The 17,123-nt window shown below is 46.5% G+C and carries 14 protein-coding genes; 7 read left to right on the top strand and 7 right to left on the bottom strand.

From position 1 onward, the window contains the following. From recA to AC1YY3_RS11655, 4 genes are all read left to right on the top strand, one after another. Positions 1-821 (top strand): recombinase RecA (gene recA, locus AC1YY3_RS11670; RefSeq protein WP_482194492.1); only part of this gene is annotated, 821 nt, incomplete at its 5' end. Then, a complete protein-coding gene (locus AC1YY3_RS11665; protein ID WP_481824725.1) occupies positions 811-1,302 on the top strand; it encodes a regulatory protein RecX in 492 nt (163 codons plus the stop codon). The genes recA and AC1YY3_RS11665, both read left to right, overlap by 11 nt. 36 nt (positions 1,303-1,338) lie before the next feature. Then, positions 1,339-3,951: an alanine--tRNA ligase gene (alaS, locus tag AC1YY3_RS11660; RefSeq protein WP_481824726.1), complete on the top strand. Its 2,613-nt coding sequence runs from the start codon at positions 1,339-1,341 to the stop codon at positions 3,949-3,951. 10 nt (positions 3,952-3,961) lie between these two features. Continuing rightward, positions 3,962-5,185 carry an aspartate kinase gene (locus AC1YY3_RS11655; protein ID WP_481824727.1) on the top strand — a complete coding sequence of 408 codons (1,224 nt, stop codon included), beginning with the start codon at positions 3,962-3,964 and terminating at the stop codon, positions 5,183-5,185. A gap of 55 nt (positions 5,186-5,240) precedes the next feature. Here the strand turns inward: AC1YY3_RS11655 and AC1YY3_RS11650 are convergent, their stop codons facing one another. The 3 genes from AC1YY3_RS11650 to AC1YY3_RS11640 all read right to left on the bottom strand — a co-directional run bounded on the left by AC1YY3_RS11650 (position 5,241) and on the right by AC1YY3_RS11640 (position 7,037). Continuing rightward, positions 5,241-5,630, bottom strand: coding sequence for a hypothetical protein (locus AC1YY3_RS11650; RefSeq protein WP_481824728.1), 390 nt, complete (start codon positions 5,628-5,630; stop codon positions 5,241-5,243). A gap of 355 nt (positions 5,631-5,985) precedes the next feature. After that, entirely contained in the window at positions 5,986-6,414 is a 429-nt protein-coding gene (locus tag AC1YY3_RS11645) for a GlcG/HbpS family heme-binding protein (protein WP_481824729.1), read from the bottom strand. Positions 6,415-6,434: 20 nt separating this feature from the next. Continuing rightward, positions 6,435-7,037, bottom strand: a complete 603-nt coding sequence (locus AC1YY3_RS11640; protein ID WP_481824730.1) for an arylesterase — start codon at positions 7,035-7,037, stop codon at positions 6,435-6,437. 1 nt (position 7,038) lies between these two features. Between AC1YY3_RS11640 and AC1YY3_RS11635 the strand changes: the two genes are divergently transcribed. The 3 genes from AC1YY3_RS11635 to AC1YY3_RS11625 all read left to right on the top strand — a co-directional run bounded on the left by AC1YY3_RS11635 (position 7,039) and on the right by AC1YY3_RS11625 (position 10,838). Next, a complete protein-coding gene (locus tag AC1YY3_RS11635; RefSeq protein ID WP_481824731.1) occupies positions 7,039-7,719 on the top strand; it encodes an ABC transporter ATP-binding protein in 681 nt (226 codons plus the stop codon). Next, positions 7,716-10,199, top strand: a complete 2,484-nt coding sequence (locus AC1YY3_RS11630) for an ABC transporter permease (RefSeq protein WP_481824732.1) — start codon at positions 7,716-7,718, stop codon at positions 10,197-10,199. Before AC1YY3_RS11635 ends, AC1YY3_RS11630 begins: the two co-directional genes overlap by 4 nt. Before the next feature lie 240 nt (positions 10,200-10,439). Next, on the top strand, positions 10,440-10,838 hold the full coding sequence (locus AC1YY3_RS11625) for a glycine zipper family protein (RefSeq protein WP_481824733.1): 399 nt from the start codon (positions 10,440-10,442) through the stop codon (positions 10,836-10,838). A 118-nt stretch (positions 10,839-10,956) separates the two neighbouring features. Here AC1YY3_RS11625 and AC1YY3_RS11620 read toward each other — a convergent pair whose 3' ends face one another. The 4 genes from AC1YY3_RS11620 to AC1YY3_RS11605 are packed head-to-tail and all read right to left on the bottom strand — an operon-like array spanning position 10,957 to position 16,776. Then, the gene (locus AC1YY3_RS11620; protein ID WP_481824734.1) at positions 10,957-13,110 is read right to left on the bottom strand and encodes a hypothetical protein; all 2,154 of its coding nucleotides are present in this window, start codon (positions 13,108-13,110) and stop codon (positions 10,957-10,959) included. Then, the gene (locus AC1YY3_RS11615; protein WP_482194491.1) at positions 13,095-14,429 is read right to left on the bottom strand and encodes an efflux RND transporter periplasmic adaptor subunit; all 1,335 of its coding nucleotides are present in this window, start codon (positions 14,427-14,429) and stop codon (positions 13,095-13,097) included. Before AC1YY3_RS11615 ends, AC1YY3_RS11620 begins: the two co-directional genes overlap by 16 nt. Then, the gene (locus tag AC1YY3_RS11610; protein WP_481824736.1) at positions 14,426-15,226 is read right to left on the bottom strand and encodes an efflux RND transporter periplasmic adaptor subunit; all 801 of its coding nucleotides are present in this window, start codon (positions 15,224-15,226) and stop codon (positions 14,426-14,428) included. The genes AC1YY3_RS11615 and AC1YY3_RS11610 overlap by 4 nt, the downstream gene beginning before the upstream one ends. Further along, on the bottom strand, positions 15,223-16,776 hold the full coding sequence (locus AC1YY3_RS11605; RefSeq protein WP_481824737.1) for a TolC family protein: 1,554 nt from the start codon (positions 16,774-16,776) through the stop codon (positions 15,223-15,225). The genes AC1YY3_RS11610 and AC1YY3_RS11605 overlap by 4 nt, the downstream gene beginning before the upstream one ends. Positions 16,777-17,123: the final 347 nt, after the last annotated feature.

The following is a 17,123-nucleotide window of genomic DNA, read 5'->3' as shown; positions in this document are numbered from 1 at the left end:
GTAAAACCACGCTGATGCTGCAAGTTATCGCGGAAATCCAGAAGCTGGGCGGCACGGCGGCTTTCGTTGATGCTGAACACGCGCTTGATCCTGGTTACGCCGAGAAAATTGGGGTAAATATCGATGACTTATTAGTTTCACAGCCGGATACGGGCGAGCAAGCGCTGGAAATTACCGATATGCTGGTGCGTTCTGGTGCGGTTGATATAGTTGTGGTGGATTCGGTTGCTGCATTAACACCTAAAGCTGAAATTGAAGGCGATATGGGCGATTCCCACATGGGTTTGCAAGCACGTCTGATGTCCCAAGCGTTACGGAAACTAACCGGAAACATTAAGCGTTCCAATACCTTAGTCATCTTTATCAATCAAATCCGCATGAAAATCGGGGTTATGTTTGGTAGTCCAGAAACCACAACAGGCGGTAATGCACTTAAGTTTTATGCTTCGGTGCGGCTGGATATTCGGCGCATCGGTTCGGTAAAAAAGGGCGATGAAGTCATCGGTAACGAAACCCGCGTTAAAGTCGTCAAAAATAAGGTTGCACCACCATTCCGCCAAGCCGAATTCGAGATTTTATATGGTGAAGGTATTTCATTTTTAGGTGAGTTGGTCGATCTCGGTGTTAATTACGGATTTATCCAAAAAGCCGGTTCTTGGTACAGCTACGGCAGCGAGAAAATTGGTCAGGGTAAGGACAATGTTAAAGTCTATTTGAAAGAACATCCAGAAAAAGCCAAGGAAATTGAAGCCAAAATACGTGCAGAGGCTTTTAGCCGTCCTGTTACTGTAATTGAGCCATCCACCATTGATGAAGAATAAGGATACTCTTCGCAATCCTGATGGTATTGATGGTATGGAAAGCCCTCAGGAAAGTAAAAATATTAAGAACGCGTGTTTGCGGTTGCTGACCCGCAGGGATCACAGCCGTAAGGAAATACAGGACAAATTGGCTGTTAAAGGTTATGACCGAAGCCAAGTTTCATCGGTTGTCGATGAATTGGCGCAGCAAAGTTGGCAAGATGATACTAGGTATGCAGAAAGCTATGCCAGAGTCCGTAGCCAGAAAGGTTTCGGCCCCGTTCGTATTGCTTATGAGCTTCGGCAGCAAGGCATAAGCCAGGATACTGTTGATAAAATCGTGCAGGCGACGACTGAGGACTGGATGGCTGTTTTGGAACGTGTTTATACCAAAAAATATCCTGAGTCAGTTGAAAGAGACGGCAGCGAACGTGCTAGACGAATCCGGTTTTTACTACAGCGCGGTTTTTCTAGCACTATGATAAATATTCTATTCAAGTAATCACCCTCTAAAATCCACTTAAGTTTTACGTGTAATATGAAAAAAATGACTAGCGCTGAGTTGCGTTCGGCTTTCCTGGAGTTTTTTCGCCAGCACGGGCATTCCGTTCAGCCTTCAAGTTCCCTGGTTCCAGGTAATGATCCCACCTTGTTGTTTACCAATGCCGGTATGGTGCAATTTAAGGAACTATTCCTTGGGCGTGAGCAACGCGGTTACGTAAGGGCTGTGACCAGCCAACGTTGCGTAAGGGCAGGCGGCAAACATAACGACCTGGAAAATGTCGGTTACACGGCGCGGCATCACACTTTTTTTGAAATGCTCGGTAACTTCAGCTTTGGCGATTACTTCAAAACGGAAGCTATCCATTTTGCTTGGGATTTTTTGACGAAAGAACTTGGTATTCCTGCTGAAAAACTGTGGGTAACCGTTTTTGAAGAAGACGCGGAAGCGGAAAAAATCTGGTTGGACGATATTGGTGTTGATCCCACGCGGCTTTCAAAAATCGGTGCCAAAGACAACTTTTGGTCGATGGGCGATACCGGCCCTTGTGGGCCTTGTACGGAAATTTTCTACGACCACGGCGAACACATCTTCGGTGGCCCACCTGGAACGCCCGATGAAGACGGCGATAGATACATCGAAATCTGGAATCTGGTATTCATGCAGTATGACCGTTCTATTGATGGCACATTAACGCCGTTGCCAAAACCGTCCGTCGATACAGGCATGGGGCTGGAACGAATTGCCGCCGTTTTGCAAGGGGTGCATAGCAACTATGAAATCGACCTGTTCCAAAGACTGCTAAAAGCTGCTGCCGAATTAGCAGGTACCGCTAACCTTGACCAAAGTTCGTTACGGGTTATCGCCGACCATATCCGTTCTTGTGCATTTATGGTTGCTGATGGCGTAATGCCTTCCAATGAAGGTCGTGGGTATGTATTGCGGCGCATCATACGTCGGGCGATACGACATGGTTATCGTTTGGGAATACAAGATGTCTTCTTTTATAAGTTGGTTGCACCTTTGTCCGAGGAAATGGGCGGTGCTTATCCCGAACTGACATCTGCCCAAACCCAAGTTGAACGTGTATTAAAGAAAGAAGAAGAACGTTTTGCAGAAACATTAGGTCAGGGCATGAAAATCCTGGAAGCCTGTGTTGCCAAAATGCAAGGTACAGTCATTCCAGGCGACACCCTATTCCAACTCTACGACACTTACGGTTTTCCCGTTGATTTAACTGCCGATTTTGCGCGTGAAAACAATCTGACGGTCGATCATGCTGGCTTTGATTGTGCCATGTCGGCACAACGCGAACGGGCGCGATCTGCTAACAGTTTTAGTGCTAATTACAGCCAAGAAATTAAGTTGGAAGGGCAAACTGAATTTACGGGTTACGGGCATTTAGACGATCAAGTTAACATTATCGCGCTATACAAGGAAGGCCGTGAAGTTGATAGCCTGAATGTTGGCGAAGAAGGTTTGGTCGTGTTGGACAAAACCCCGTTTTATGCTGAATCCGGCGGTCAGATAGGTGATAGTGGTCGAATTGTCGCAGATGGCGCGGTATTTGAAGTAAGCGATACCCAAAAACAAGGCGGCAACCTGTTTTTACATAAGGGTAAGTTAGTTTCTGGTAGGTTTGCCAAAGGCCAAGCCTGTGTTGCCCAAGTCAATGCGACTAACAGAAAAGCAACCGAGCTTAATCATTCAGCAACCCATTTGCTACATGCCGCACTCAGGCAAGTCCTGGGCGATCATGTTGCACAAAAAGGTTCGCTAGTGAATACCGAACGCCTACGCTTTGATTTTTCCCATTTTGAGCCGATTACCGACGACCAAATCAATGTGCTTGAACGCATGGTTAATGAGCAAATTCGGCTGAATAACCCTGTTTCCGCAACTGTAATGGCCAAAGACGATGCCGTAAAAGCCGGGGCGATGGCTTTATTCGGCGAAAAATACGGTGATGAAGTCAGAGTTTTAAAAATCGGTGAATTTTCAACTGAACTCTGCGGGGGCACTCATGTTGAACGGGCGGGCGACATCGGCTGTTTTAAAATTATCAGCGAAACAGGCGTTGCAGCTGGGGTTAGACGCATTGAAGCTGTTACCGGCAATGGTGCGATGGAATGGCTAGCCAGCCGCGAAAAAGCGCTCGCCATCATTGCGGGATTGCTGAAAAGCGCACCAGAAAAAGCTGCCGAAAAAGTGGAACAACTGCTCGATAAAACCAGAAACCTTGAAAAGCAACTGGAACGCTTGCAAGCGCAAATGGCAAGTTCTGCCGGTAGTGAGTTGAGTAGCCAAGCTATCGAAGTGGCGGGCATCAAGGTATTGGCGGTGAAATTGGATCAAGTTGATCCTAAATCACTACGTGACCTAGTCGATCAGCTAAAAAATAAATTGGGTAGTTCCGCTATCGTCTTGGCTGTCGTTGAAGGCGATAAAGTCAGCTTAGTCGCTGGTGTTTCCAAAGATCAGGTTGCGAAGATCAAAGCGGGTGACCTAGTGAATTTTGTCGCCACCAAAGTGGGTGGCAAAGGCGGAGGCCGTCCCGATATGGCGATGGCGGGTGGCAGTGATCCATCTGGTTTAGCAGAAGCATTAGCCCAGGTTCCGGCTTGGGTGCAAACGCAATTGGCACAATAGGTTTTATTTAATGGCACTTTACGTTTATAAATTTGGTGGTACGTCAGTCGGTTCTGTTGAACGCATCAAGGCAGTTGCAGACAAGGTCAACGCTGCCCAAGATGCAGGTAACCAGATTGTCGTGGTTGTCTCCGCCATGAGCGGTGAAACCAATCGCTTGATTGGTCTGGCAAAAGAAATGCAGCAGCAACCTACCGAACGGGAATTGGATGTGCTGGTTTCCACTGGCGAGCAAGTCACCGTCGCTTTGTTAAGCATGGCATTACATGCCATCGGTTGTGCGGCGTGTTCTTACACGGGCGGGCAGGTGAAAATCCTGACCGACAGCAGCCACACCAAAGCACGAATCTTGCGTATCGACGATAAGCGTATGCGCAAAGATCTTAGTGATGGCAAAGTGGTTGTGGTTGCCGGTTTTCAAGGTGTTGATGAGCAAGGTAATATTACGACCTTAGGACGTGGCGGCTCGGACACTACCGCAGTTGCGCTTGCAGCCGCTTTAAAAGCCGACGAGTGTCATATTTATACCGATGTGGATGGCGTTTACACCACCGATCCCCGCGTGGAACCCAAGGCTCGTAGGTTAGATAAAATCACTTTTGAAGAAATGTTGGAAATGGCAAGCCTGGGTTCAAAAGTCTTACAGATACGGTCGGTAGAATTTGCCGGAAAATACAATGTCCCCTTGCGAGTGCTGTCTTCATTTACCGAAGGCGCAGGGACGCTTATTACTTACGAGGAATCAGAAGTGGAAAGTGCGTTAATTTCAGGAATTGCGTTTAATAGGGATGAAGCAAAATTGACCATCAGCGGTGTACCTGACCGTCCTGGTATAGCGTCCAAAATCCTCAGCCCGATTGCCGAAGCCAATATTGAAGTGGATATGATTATCCAGAATATTGCCGAAGATGCGACTACCGACTTTACTTTTACCGTCCACCGCAATGATTATCAACGCGCCAAAGCCGCTCTGGAAAAAACCTGCGCGGAACTGGGCGCTAAAAAAGTGACGGGCGACGACAGCCTAGTTAAAGTTTCCATCGTCGGTGTCGGTATGCGTTCCCACGCTGGCATTGCCAACACCATGTTTAAGGCTTTGGCCGACGAAGGCATCAACATCAAGATGATCTCAACGTCCGAAATCAAAATCTCGGTAGTTGTAGAAGAAAAATATTTAGAGCTTGCAGTTAGAACCTTACATGCAGTGTTCAAGCTGGATCAGGACAATTCTTAATTTTTCCATTAAGCAGTATTGTTTATTAATATCAATTGATTAAAGAAAGCTTTACTTAGCCGTTACAGGTTAGCAAGGCTTTTTTACGTTCTTCGGTTTCATTAGTGATACTGCCTTTCGACTGGATAAGACACCAACCTTGATGTCCCGCATAAACATTATGCCAACGCTCGCCCATCTGACCGCATCCACGTTTCAAGTTTTCATCAAACTGTTCAACCGCTGTTTTGGCATATTGATCGCATTGATAGGTTTCTTTATAAACAATAATTTTGGAGTATGCGATAGGGCTAATAATAAGACCCACACCGAAGAAACCTAATAGTACTTGTCTTTGTATCGAACTAAGTAACGGAATTTCAATACCCGATACTTTAAGCCCTCCGCCCACGATTGCAACTACAACGCAAAAAACACCTGAAATAAGAAGGTTAATATGTTCCATAGCCAATACCCCTTTAAAAAATACCTGAACTAGGTTTAAATATAGGGATATTTTGGCTTGTAGTCTGTGAAGTAATTCACTGGAAAAGTGTGGGATTATTCCCTAGTTGCAAGAATATTTGCGATCTTGACCCAAACATTTTGCGCTAATACTGTCGATAAAACTTATGGTGAGTTATGAGGAGGAGGCAACATGCCTCGTCCAGTTTTCTTATTGATTCCGTCCGAGGTAAGCTTGCACCACAGGCACTTCCGTTGGTCGTCGGACCATGAACACTTATGTGGTTGTACTTCCACAAGCTCAGGACGAACGGATTTATATTCCATTCTTGGTTTCCGGCAAGCGGAGCAAGTAGCTAAACCCCCGCCACAAACCCCGCCGCCTCTATCCCTGCAATCGCACACCGCTCATCCTGTTCGGATGAATCGCCACTGATACCGACTGAACCGATAATCATATTGCCCTTATCACGTATTAAAACTCCCCCTGGCACAGGCATAATTTGACCCTCTGCGATGGTAATCAAAGCGTTCATAAAATCTGGGCGGTGTTCTGCTACTGCCGCTAGGCTGCGTGAGGAGATGCCCATGTTGACCGCCCCCCAAGCTTTTGCCGTGGCGATTTGTTGTCTAATTACCGTCGCGCCGTCCTCTCTTTGCAACGCTTTCAGATGTCCCGATGCGTCCAGTACCACCACAGTCAGTGGAGCCATGTTTAATGACCTGGCTTTTTGGGTGGCGGCGTTGATAATTTTATTGGCTTTTTCAAGTGTAAGTGGTGTCATTTGAGATCTCTTTTCTGCTTTTATTCTAATAATTTAACTAAATGCGGCCATATTTTTTCGACAATCATGGCTTGTGCCTGTTCATTAGGATGTAGGCCATCTGCCTGCATCAATGCTTTCGCCAATGCTACATCTTCAAGAATGAAAGGCACATAAGGTACGCCTAACTCTTTGGACAATTGCGGATAGACATTGTAAAACATCTCGGTGTAGCGTTTGCCATAATTGGGCGGAATACGCATACTGAGCAATAATGCCTTAGCACCGGATTTTTGTACGCGACGGGTGATTTCGGTAAGATTGTTTTTCAGGATAGATGGGGATAGCCCCCGTAAGCCGTCATTGGCACCCAACTCAATGATGACGACGCTGGGCTTATGCCTAGTCAACGCATTGTCAATTCGCGCTAATCCTCCGGCACTGGTGTCGCCGGTGATACTTTCGTTGTTGATGGTGTAATCACTACGTTCCTTTTGCAACTTGTTCTGAACCAATGCCACCCAGCCCTGTCCCACTTCAATTCCGTAAGCGGCACTGAGGCTGTCGCCTAACACAACAATTGATTTTGCCGTGGCGGACACGGATACTAACGCAAAAACCATCGCAACCAAATACTTAAGCATGATGCAAACTCAACAATCAAGAAACATTATTGTAACTGAAAATCTCGGTAAGTCAGTTAAGACTTCCAGTGGAACGTTGCATATCTTGTCAGATATTAACTTGCAGGTGGCATCTGGCGAAAGCATCGCCATCGCTGGGGAATCCGGCTCAGGAAAATCGACGTTAATCAGCTTACTGGCAGGGTTGGATACGCCGACTATCGGCACGATTAGTCTTAATGGTAAATCCCTAACCAGCATGGATGAAGATGGTAGGGCTGCAATGCGTAATCAGTTGGTTGGCTTTGTGTTCCAGTCGTTCCAATTACTGCAAGGGCTTACTGCGTTGGAAAACGTGATGCTGCCGCTGGAGTTAAGAGGCGACAAAAATGCTAAGAATGCAGCTGTTGCGTTATTGGATAGAGTAGGTTTATCTGAGCGTCTTACGCACACGCCTAGGCAACTTTCCGGTGGCGAACAACAACGCGTAGCATTGGCGCGGGCATTCGTATCCAGACCCGCCATTTTGTTTGCTGATGAACCAACCGGTAATCTGGACAGTAAAACGGGGACAAAAGTCATAGAACTCTTGTTTGAACTTAATCTTGAAAACAATGCGACATTAATATTAGTGACCCACGACCAAACCTTAGCAAATCGTTGCCAACGCATCATTAAATTAGATGCAGGAAGGATTGTATGAAGCCGTTTGGTCTCGCTGTGCGCTTGCTTTGGCGAGATAGCCGTGCGGGAGAGCTGACCATCCTGTTTCTGGCTTTGCTGATTGCGGTCACCAGCTCTACAGCCATTGCGTTGTTTTCAGATCGCTTGGAACGCACGATGACCAACCAAACCGCTGAGTTTTTGGCGGCTGATATGGTTATCAGTAGCCATGCCACCATTCCTGAATCCTGGTTAGAAAAAGCAAAGCAACTGAATTTGGCGCAAGCTCAAACGGCAGAATTCTCCAGTGTGCTAATCGAGAATGACGAATTATTGCTTGCGGGGATTAAAGCCGCCAGCGACTTGTATCCTCTGCGCGGTTTTTTAAAAACCACCACATCAGATTATGCAGATGAAGCTATCGAGCACAAAGGTCCAGAGCCTGGATTGGCCTGGGTGGAAAAGCGGGTTTTGTCCGCACTTAAACTTAATATAGGCGATCCGATAACTGTCGGCGAAAAAAAGCTGGCGATCAGCAAAATCGTTACTTACGAGCCAGATAAGCAGGGTGATATTTACAGCCTGTCACCGCGCGTGATAATCAATAAGCAGGATTTGCAGGAAACCGGAGTTATCCAGCCGGGTAGCCACGTTCATTATTTTTTTCAGTTCAGCGGGGAGCAAGCTCAACTGACTGAATTCAAACGCTGGGTTAAACCGCAATTGAATCTTGCCCAACGCATCTTGGACATCCATGAAGACCGTCCTGAACTGGGTTCGGCATTGAACCGTGCCGAACGCTACTTAGGCTTATCCAGCATCGTGGTCATCATTATTTCCGGTGTGGCTATCGCCATGGCAACGCGGCGTTACACTGAACGCCATCTGGATGCGACTGCCATCCTGCGCTGCCTGGGCTGTAAGCAAAATGAGGTGCTTTGGCTGTTTATCAGTCAATTTCTAGTTCTGGGTTTATTGACCAGTGCTTTTGCTTGCGGCTTGGGCTGGTTTGTACAAGAAATGCTGTTCAAGTTGTTACGGAACTTGCTACCCCAAAGTGTTGCCAATCCTGGATGGTTGGCGGTTTTCTTTGGCATGATGACGGGCATGACGATACTAATAGGCTTCGCCTTACCGCCCTTGCTTCGTCTTAAAAAAGTTTCTCCCGCCAGAGTATTGCGCCGTGACTTAGAGCCCTTACCTACCAGCGCATGGTTGGTTTACGGTTTGGCAGGCGGCCTTGTGGGAATATTGATCTGGCGATACACGGAAGACCTCAATATGACAGCAACTATTTTCTGTACCGGGTTAGTGTTATTGCTGGTACTTGGCTTGCTGGTTTACCTGATACTGATGTTAGCACGTCGATCTTTATCGTCGATACCGCTGAATTGGCGCTTCGGCTTGCAAGGCTTATTGCGGAATAGCCGTGCTACAACAAGCCAAATCCTTGCCTTCACCATAACGCTGGTTGCGATGACACTAAGCTTCACGGTACGTAGCGATTTAATCGAAAACTGGCACAAACAATTGCCCGAACACGCACCTAATCATTTTGCCCTAAATATTTTCCCTGAACAATTGCCTGGGCTGCAAACAGAATTTAAAGACAACGGCATTGAAAACAGCCAGTTTTATCCGGTTATAAGAGGACGACTGACTGAAATCAACAACGTACCCGTGCAGAAAATTGTCAGTAAAGATTCGCAAGGGGAAAGTGCCACCCATAGGAAACTGAGCTTGACTTGGACAGAAAAGCTACCCGAAGACAATAAAATCATTGCCGGTACGTGGTGGTCTCCTGAAAAAAAACCAGAAGTTTCGGTCGAGCAAAAACTGGCAGATAGTCTGAAAATTAATCTGGGCGATAAATTATTATTTGTCGTTGGAGGTCAGCAATTAACGGTAACGGTTAGCAGCATAAGATCACTCCGGTGGGACACGATGAAGCCAAACTTCTACATGATTTTTTCACCTGGGACTTTAGAGTCATTTCCAGGCACATTCCTGACCAGTTTTTACCTACCAGAAAACAAAAAAACTTATCTAAATCAACTGGTAAAACACTATCCAGCGATGACGATTTTGGAAGTCGACTTAATATTAAAACAATTTAAAACTATCCTTTCGCAATTGACAGAAGCCATCAATTACCTGCTGTATTTTGCACTAATGGCAGGATTTACCGTCTTGTTTTCGGCAATATATTCGACCTTGGATAACCGTATCTACGAGAGCGCATTGCTACGGACTTTCGGTGCTAACCGTTCTTTATTACGACGAACACATATTATAGAATTTGCATTGCTAGGGCTGGTTTCTGGTGTATTGGCGGTTATCATTTCCGAAGGTTTGCTCTTTGCACTGTATTCAATAGCACTACATATGGATTATCACCCCACATACTATTTATGGATAGCCTTACCGTTAATCGGCACATTTGCGTTAGGATTAGCGGGTTGCTGGGGTGTGCGTCATGTGGTCAGTAGCCCACCATTACAAGTTTTAAGGAATTTCTAATCGTCTTCGTTTATCGTGTTAATCATATTCAGCAAGCATTCATAGTAGCTCGGTTAATCTGAAGCCAACAATTTATAGGCTTAATCCGTATCTGTTCGTTACCGTACCGACCACATCCAGTTTTGCCTGTATTGTTATGACCGACAGGTGAGAAGCATCACTATGCTGGTCATGGCTAATTAATTATCAGTAGTCACTAATGATTAGAGATTAAACAACGAAAACTTAACGAGGTAAAAAATGAATAAGCTTAAGACCAGTATGATTATTGCCAGCACCCTGATGTTATCGGCGTGTTACACACAGGGCGGTTACACGCCTACCGTGGATACCTACAACAATCCAAATGCTTATCGTATCAATCAGGATATGGCAGAGTGCAGACAGTTAGCGCAACAATCAGCGGGCGGTAGCACTGTGAAGGAAACTGCTATCGGTGCGGGCGTAGGGGGCTTGGTTGGTGCTGCGGGCGGTGCTGTGGTTGGCGCATTTACGGGAAATCCAGCCGCAGGTGCTGCAATCGGTGCTGCCGCTGGTGGTCTTGGTGGTGCGGCCAAACAAGGCTTTACCGCTGAAGATAGATTCCGCAATGCTTACAACCAATGTATGAGCAACCGAGGTCATAACGTAATTAGATAATCTTTTAAGCAGTATTTTTGCCAAAGTAACACAAGGAAGTGTTGCTTTTTTTTCGATTAGCTTTGTTCTGAAACAATCTTGCTGGTCATGTTATACATTGATTGTATTAACATTGCTTCTACCAGCCACTTTCTTTAACTAAAACCACTACAGATAAACGCATTAGCCTACCTGCAATACTTTCTGCCACTGTTGATAGGGATAATCTGCCACGCACCGTACTGCTTTGGGTTAATTCTGTTGCTTCTGTTTGCATAACAACTCGGTATATCCCTTGTTCCGGTATCAGGTGATGCTCTTTCTCTTTATCCGGTCTTACGGCAATACCGCCGCCATAATTGGATGCCAACTCTGCTACTTTGAGTTCACGGGTTCCAGTGCTGTCTATGCTGGTGATTTTTATCGAAAATGGCGACAAATCACCACCTTCTGGATAAAACCGCCCTACACCACCTGCTTTTAGTTTTGCCAAATCGGCTTCTTCCACATAAGCGATTACCGAGGCAGTGGGACTCTCGACGATGCCTAAAGGTTCGTCTTTGGCTAACCATTCACCTGGGCGAAGCACCTCGGACAGATCCCGTATACGTCCAGGAAAAGTCGCCCGAATGGTGAGCTTTTCTTTCACTTCCCGAAACCCTGTCAGTTCTGCTCGCGTTGATTGAAGCTCTTCATAATCCTTGGGGTTATTACGTGCCAACTTGAGTTCCAGGCTTTGTGATGCCAGCCTTTGGGTTAATTCATCTAATTTAAGCTGTGAGGTCACTATCTTGTAATCTAAATCCGGTGAAGATAATTTAACCAGAATTTGATTGGCTTTTACGATGTCACCTTCTTTTACAAAAACGTCTTGCACCTGGGCGGGTTCAATGCAATATAAAGTGTATTCGGATTCTGCCTTAAAAAGTCCAGGAACAAAAAGATGTGACTGCCAAGGTATAAACAGCAACGCTAACAATACCAGCGGCACTAGCCATGCCGGACGTGGACGTATTGGCGTACCCCGTGCCGCGACAAGGTCACGCCACACCGCAACTTCTTTGGCAATCGGCAGAATTACAAACCAGCCGATTTCTACGGCAAACAGTGCTAATCCCAAGGCTTTAAAGAAGAAGTAATAGACAACCCAGGCGATACCGGTAAATAGGATTAATCGGTAAATCCAAATACTGTACGCGTAGATGTTAAGAAGTTGTTGCCGTCTTTTGGGCCAATTTTCGGGTGGCGCAATACCAAAGCCGAACAGGCTTTCCCGAAGCCACCAACGTGCTAACGCAAAAGATCGGTCTTGCATATTGGGAATATCAAAAGAATCTGAAATCAGATAATAACCATCAAAACGCATAAACTGATTAAGATTAATACCTAGTGTGATTATCCATGCACTACTTGCAAGCAAATAGCTGCCGCTACGTAATGGACCATCGGGGAGCATTGTCCATAATATTGTCGCCAGCACGGCAAGGGTCAATTCGGCGATCATGCCTGCGGCATCAATGATGAGCCGATCACTACGCCGAGGCAGTCGCCAAGCATCGGTAACATCAGTCCATAGCACTGGCATTCCGAGCAATAACGCCATGCCCATAGTAGGAACCCGACAACCGAAGTGACTGGCGGCAGACGCGTGACCTAATTCATGTACTACTTTGGACAGGGACATCATGCCCACGGTAGCCAGTATGCCTTCTGGCGTGATCGAATATAAAAAACTATGGCTAAACTCGCTCCATCGTTGGGCGACTAAGGCAAGCGCAAGACAAATGCCTAAAAAAAGTAAAATCAAAAATCTGCGATGGAAAAATAAATCGATCAACGGCAACGCTTTTTGCAAATAACGATCCGGCTTTATCAAAGGGATACGCATAAACAAGTAGTTATGCAGCAGCCAAGTCCAGAAACCCAACTTTGCAGCATGGCGCATATAGGCAAAACGTCCGCTGGATTCTTTGCCTAATGGTTTGGCTAATTGGTTTTTGTCCAGAAATTCTGCAAACTGCTCAACATCGCTTACATTGATTTCTATCGGTGTTTCTCTTTGTATCGCACTTGCCATTTGTTCGGCATTACCCATATTCCAACGGTGCAAGCATTCAAATTCCAGCCAGCCGATTCGGTAATACCGATGTACGGCTGGGTCGTACAATGTCCAGGTGGGCGAGCCGTCATAAGCACGAGGTCCTTGAAGCAGGGCTATATCTTCACGCAGCGTTAACCACGGCTTAGGTTTTTCTTGTTTTTCTGGTACGTCATTAATTACCAAGTCAGCCATAAGCGTACCGTCTGAATGGGTTTACGCAATAACCAAAGAATAAACGGTCTGCGCGTACCGTACAATTTTGCTGTGCCGTGATAACCCAAGCGGGGCAGTTCTTCATTTTCTGCAAAACTTGCCTTAAGCCGGTATGCCATGACATCCGCAGGTGTGGGTGAAGCGCGGTAACTGAAATAATTGAGACGCGCTTCCAACGGCTTGTGAGGGGTGATATTAGAGAAAAACAACACCTCTGACCCCGCTTCCAGCACAATCAAATCTTCCATAGGTAAGCGAATTTCGAGTTCCACCGACTTGGGATCGGCAACGGCAAGAATTTTTTCACCTTGCGTAACAGGACGACCCAGCCAGTCATTAGGGTCATCAAATACGGTAACACCCACTATGGTAGCAACGACATCACAGCGTTGCAGCAAGGTACGAACATAATCGACTTCCGCCGATTCCTGATCCCATTTGCTTTTCAAACCTGCCAACTCATGTTTCACGGTCGGATCTAACATGGCTTGTTGGGTGGTCTGTAGGTATTCGGTCTGGGCAATATCCCGCTTTTCCTTGGCAACCTCAAGACGGCTACGCAATTCTGTTCTATCGAGAGAAAACAGCTTTTGACCGACTTTGACAGCTTCATTGGGTAATACGTAAAACGTTTCGACGACACCTTCAAGCGGCGCACGCACCAGAGTAGGCTTGTGAGCGACAACTTCGGCTTCTGCCAACACAGACTGGCGAATAGGGAAAAACAAGGCCAGTAACAACAGGCTACCGAGGATTAACTGCGTTTTTCGTACCTTAAGACGTTCTAACCAAGGTATTGCAGGGCTGGCGGCTTCTGCCAGCGAAAAAGCATGTCCGTAAGCTTCTGCAAGATAGTAAAGAAGGTGGATTTCAGCCTCATTCCAAGCTTCTTCCCGAAACAGCGTCAGCACATATTTTTCGCCCGAAGGGGCGGGTAATGGCATCCAAAGCGCATGTTCCGGCAACCACTCAGTCCAGTCTTTGGCAAGTTCCAGCGGTAGATCAGCTTTAGTTAACGGTATGATTTGACGTGCATTTTCACTTTGTTCAATATGCTTGAAGACTGCCTTTAGCCACAGTGCGTATGGGCTATTGTGTTCTGGCTTGGCAACACCGGAAACGGCTTCTATTCTGGCAACGTCTTTACGCCAAAGTACCGCTTGCCGATAAGGTATTAGTTCTGCGGTTTCATTGACCAGCACATAAGGCAGTTCCTTTGCGGGTGCTTGTCTTGCTCTACGCTCCTGTTGCAGCAGGTGCGTTAGCCGTAATAGCTGTTGGTTTAAGCGTTCACTCACTCGGAAGGGGTAAGTTGTATGGCACCGCTCATGCCGGATAATAACTCAGCAGAATCGTCGGTAATACGACCATAGACTTTGATGGTTTGACTGACAGGATCAACGCGCCCACCCAACCTGATGATCTCAGCCTTGTAAGTTTTGGCGTTTTCATCGAGCGTTACTTTAAAGGTTTTGCCTGGTTGAAGTTGTGGTAATGCCCGTGATGGGGCGATAAATTCAACTTCCAGGTTTTTTTCGTTGATGATTTCCAATAATGGATCACCTTCACGCACGGATTGATACGACCTAGCTGTTACTTCGACCACTTTACCGGAAAATGGTGCTTTAATCGTGCAGCGTCCGAGCATGGCTTCTGATACCCGAACATCGGCCTTGGAAACATCAAGCTGTAAGATGCTTATTGAATTCAATTTTTCCAGTTTTGTGTTGACTTCGTGCGTCTTGCGCTTTTTTTCCAGTGTTGCTTTGGCCTTGCTGAGTTGTGCTTCTTCCAGGGAACAGTGAAAACTAACTAAAACTTGCCCTGTACTGAAGCGCTCCCCATCGCGTATTTTGAGCTGGCTGATGCGCCCCGACATTTCACTGGAAATCTGAGTGCTTTCCCGTGCTTTTATCTGCGCCCGCAAATTTTGCTCAGTATTTGTTGCTTTGCTATCGATGCCTTGATCCCCAACTTGAGGAATTTCACTCGGTTTAACAATAGGATCAGGTGCTAACTCAGGTGTCTCAGCATAAATTTTAAATGAACATATTGATGCAAAAAAAAAGGCTACAAATACTAATTTGCTGTTCATTTTCCACTTTGCGGTTTAACCGGAACTGTAGCCTTAGCAAGAGTAGGCAACTTCGGAAAATAACCTTTGTACCAACTATCCAGGGTTTTCTCCAACTGTACAGCCAACGCGCGGACAGTGACGTGTTCTATGCCACCGGTGACTGGATCGAGACCAATAGAGGCGTAGATATTGCCCAATGCGCCGTACACGTCCGCCAAATCCTGTTCTTTTTCAAGCTGCGACGCTAACGCTCCTGTGGCGGCATGAATGCGTTCCAGTTCTGAGCCGGCATCACTGATGGTGTTGTTGGCGGTCGCGGTGTATATGCCTTCATCAATTTTGCTGAGTTCTCTGGCATTTTTGTAGCTGTCCAATGCCTTGATGTATTGCTGGTAACCGACATTGATCTGTACCACGGCAGCCACACTGAGTGCTTTACGTCGGGTTCTGGCGACTTCAATCTGGGTTTGTGCGGACTTCCACATTTTGGGAGCCGCAATTAAGTTAACCAAGTTGATGGTTGTACGTGCGCCTGCTTCCATCCAGAAGTTATTGATTAGAAAGGAGTTTGAATCAAAGTTTAAGCCTATTGGAATCGTGAGTCCGGGCAGGATTTTGAGCATTTCCTTCCAAACATCAGCACGGCTTATCCGCTCCTGGTAGATTTCTTCGCGCAAATCGCCACGATAAAATAAGCCGAGGTTTTCAAGTTCCGCAACAGTGACTTTAAGTTCTGGGGGTTCTGGCGTAGTTTCAGGCTCTGCCAATTGGAAATCGGAATGCATGGGGGCGTTGATAAGCCCAGCCAGCTTGGGCTTGGCAACCAGAAGGTCAGCCCTGAGCTTTTTTAGCTGATCGATAATACGCAATAAACTACGTTGATATTCCAGTACGCTGATGACCGGTTGCAGGCGGTCGCCCTCTATTGTCCTGCTGACTTCCAGCGCATGTTCGGCTTCTGCCAAGACGGGCTCAAGGCCAGGCAATAGCCGGTCGGCAATGCTGGCGCTCCAATAGGCTTGCAGGACTTCTTTGATGAGGTTGTTGACGACTTTACGGCGGCGTTCTTGGGCGATGAGGATGCGGTCGGCCTGTTGTTTAGCCTGGAAGTAGCTGACCCCAAAATCCAATACGTTCCAGGCGAAGGTGAGGTCGGCGATACCGCGACTGGCATCCTGCGAAGTGGAATACCGCGAATTGTTTAGTGCATTACTACCAGTAAAGTAATCTTCACTCGATGAACCCAGTTTCTTTTCCCTGAACGAATACCCTGCGTTAGCGGTCAGTTTAGGCAACATATTGAGGGTGGCGACTTCGAGTTGGGTATCCTGGAGTACGGCTTCCATCACGGTCAAGCGATGGTCAAAGTTGTATTTTAGTGCTCTGGCTAAGGCATCGTAAAAGGTGAGCGGTCTGACAATAGGCTCTTGTTTGGTGTACATTTCCGACTGGTCTTGCAGCATAGTTGCCATCCGCTCATCAGCGGTAACCGGTATCGGATTAATATTGCAACCTTCCAGAAGCACAACCGTTAAAAAAGCAGCAATAAAAATTTTTGAATAATACACGACGTAGTCCTCGTCATTGTTAATTAGGTAACGGAAAGCCTGCACCACTAGGCTTTTTTCAGCTCAAACTCACTGTTTCTATTTAACTGATGTACTCAGTTACACCACAATTCCAAATCCAATAATATCCTCACCGTGTTTTTACACAACAACGAGCTACTACTCATAAATCAAAACACGTACAAAGTAACCTACTATATGAGACCTTTGCACGACCTCAAGCCCCAAAATGGGTAAAATAAGCCTTTATTCAAGTTCGAGCAATAGCCTATGTCCTGGAAGAACCTAGCCCAAACCAGTTTAAGCGATGCCCTTGTCAAACACCACGAAGCCTTGGAGGAATTGGA

The organism is Methyloglobulus sp. (assembly GCF_964779595.1).
The sequence above is the reverse complement of the archived record's forward strand: the minus strand, read 5'-3'. Positions and strand labels throughout refer to the sequence as shown.

Excerpts from the sequence above, each read along its gene's own strand:
- AC1YY3_RS11640 (WP_481824730.1), bottom strand. The coding sequence starts at position 7,037 with ATGCTTAAGTATTTGGTTGCGATGGTTTTTGCGTTAGTATCCGTGTCC.
- AC1YY3_RS11610 (WP_481824736.1), bottom strand. The coding sequence starts at position 15,226 with ATGAACAGCAAATTAGTATTTGTAGCCTTTTTTTTTGCATCAATATGT.
- AC1YY3_RS11625 (WP_481824733.1), top strand. The coding sequence starts at position 10,440 with ATGAATAAGCTTAAGACCAGTATGATTATTGCCAGCACCCTGATGTTA.
- AC1YY3_RS11650 (WP_481824728.1), bottom strand. The coding sequence starts at position 5,630 with ATGGAACATATTAACCTTCTTATTTCAGGTGTTTTTTGCGTTGTAGTT.
- AC1YY3_RS11630 (WP_481824732.1), top strand. The coding sequence starts at position 7,716 with ATGAAGCCGTTTGGTCTCGCTGTGCGCTTGCTTTGGCGAGATAGCCGT.
- AC1YY3_RS11635 (WP_481824731.1), top strand. The coding sequence starts at position 7,039 with ATGCAAACTCAACAATCAAGAAACATTATTGTAACTGAAAATCTCGGT.
- alaS (WP_481824726.1), top strand. The coding sequence starts at position 1,339 with ATGAAAAAAATGACTAGCGCTGAGTTGCGTTCGGCTTTCCTGGAGTTT.
- AC1YY3_RS11620 (WP_481824734.1), bottom strand. The coding sequence starts at position 13,110 with ATGGCTGACTTGGTAATTAATGACGTACCAGAAAAACAAGAAAAACCT.
- AC1YY3_RS11665 (WP_481824725.1), top strand. The coding sequence starts at position 811 with ATGAAGAATAAGGATACTCTTCGCAATCCTGATGGTATTGATGGTATG.
- AC1YY3_RS11655 (WP_481824727.1), top strand. The coding sequence starts at position 3,962 with ATGGCACTTTACGTTTATAAATTTGGTGGTACGTCAGTCGGTTCTGTT.
- AC1YY3_RS11645 (WP_481824729.1), bottom strand. The coding sequence starts at position 6,414 with ATGACACCACTTACACTTGAAAAAGCCAATAAAATTATCAACGCCGCC.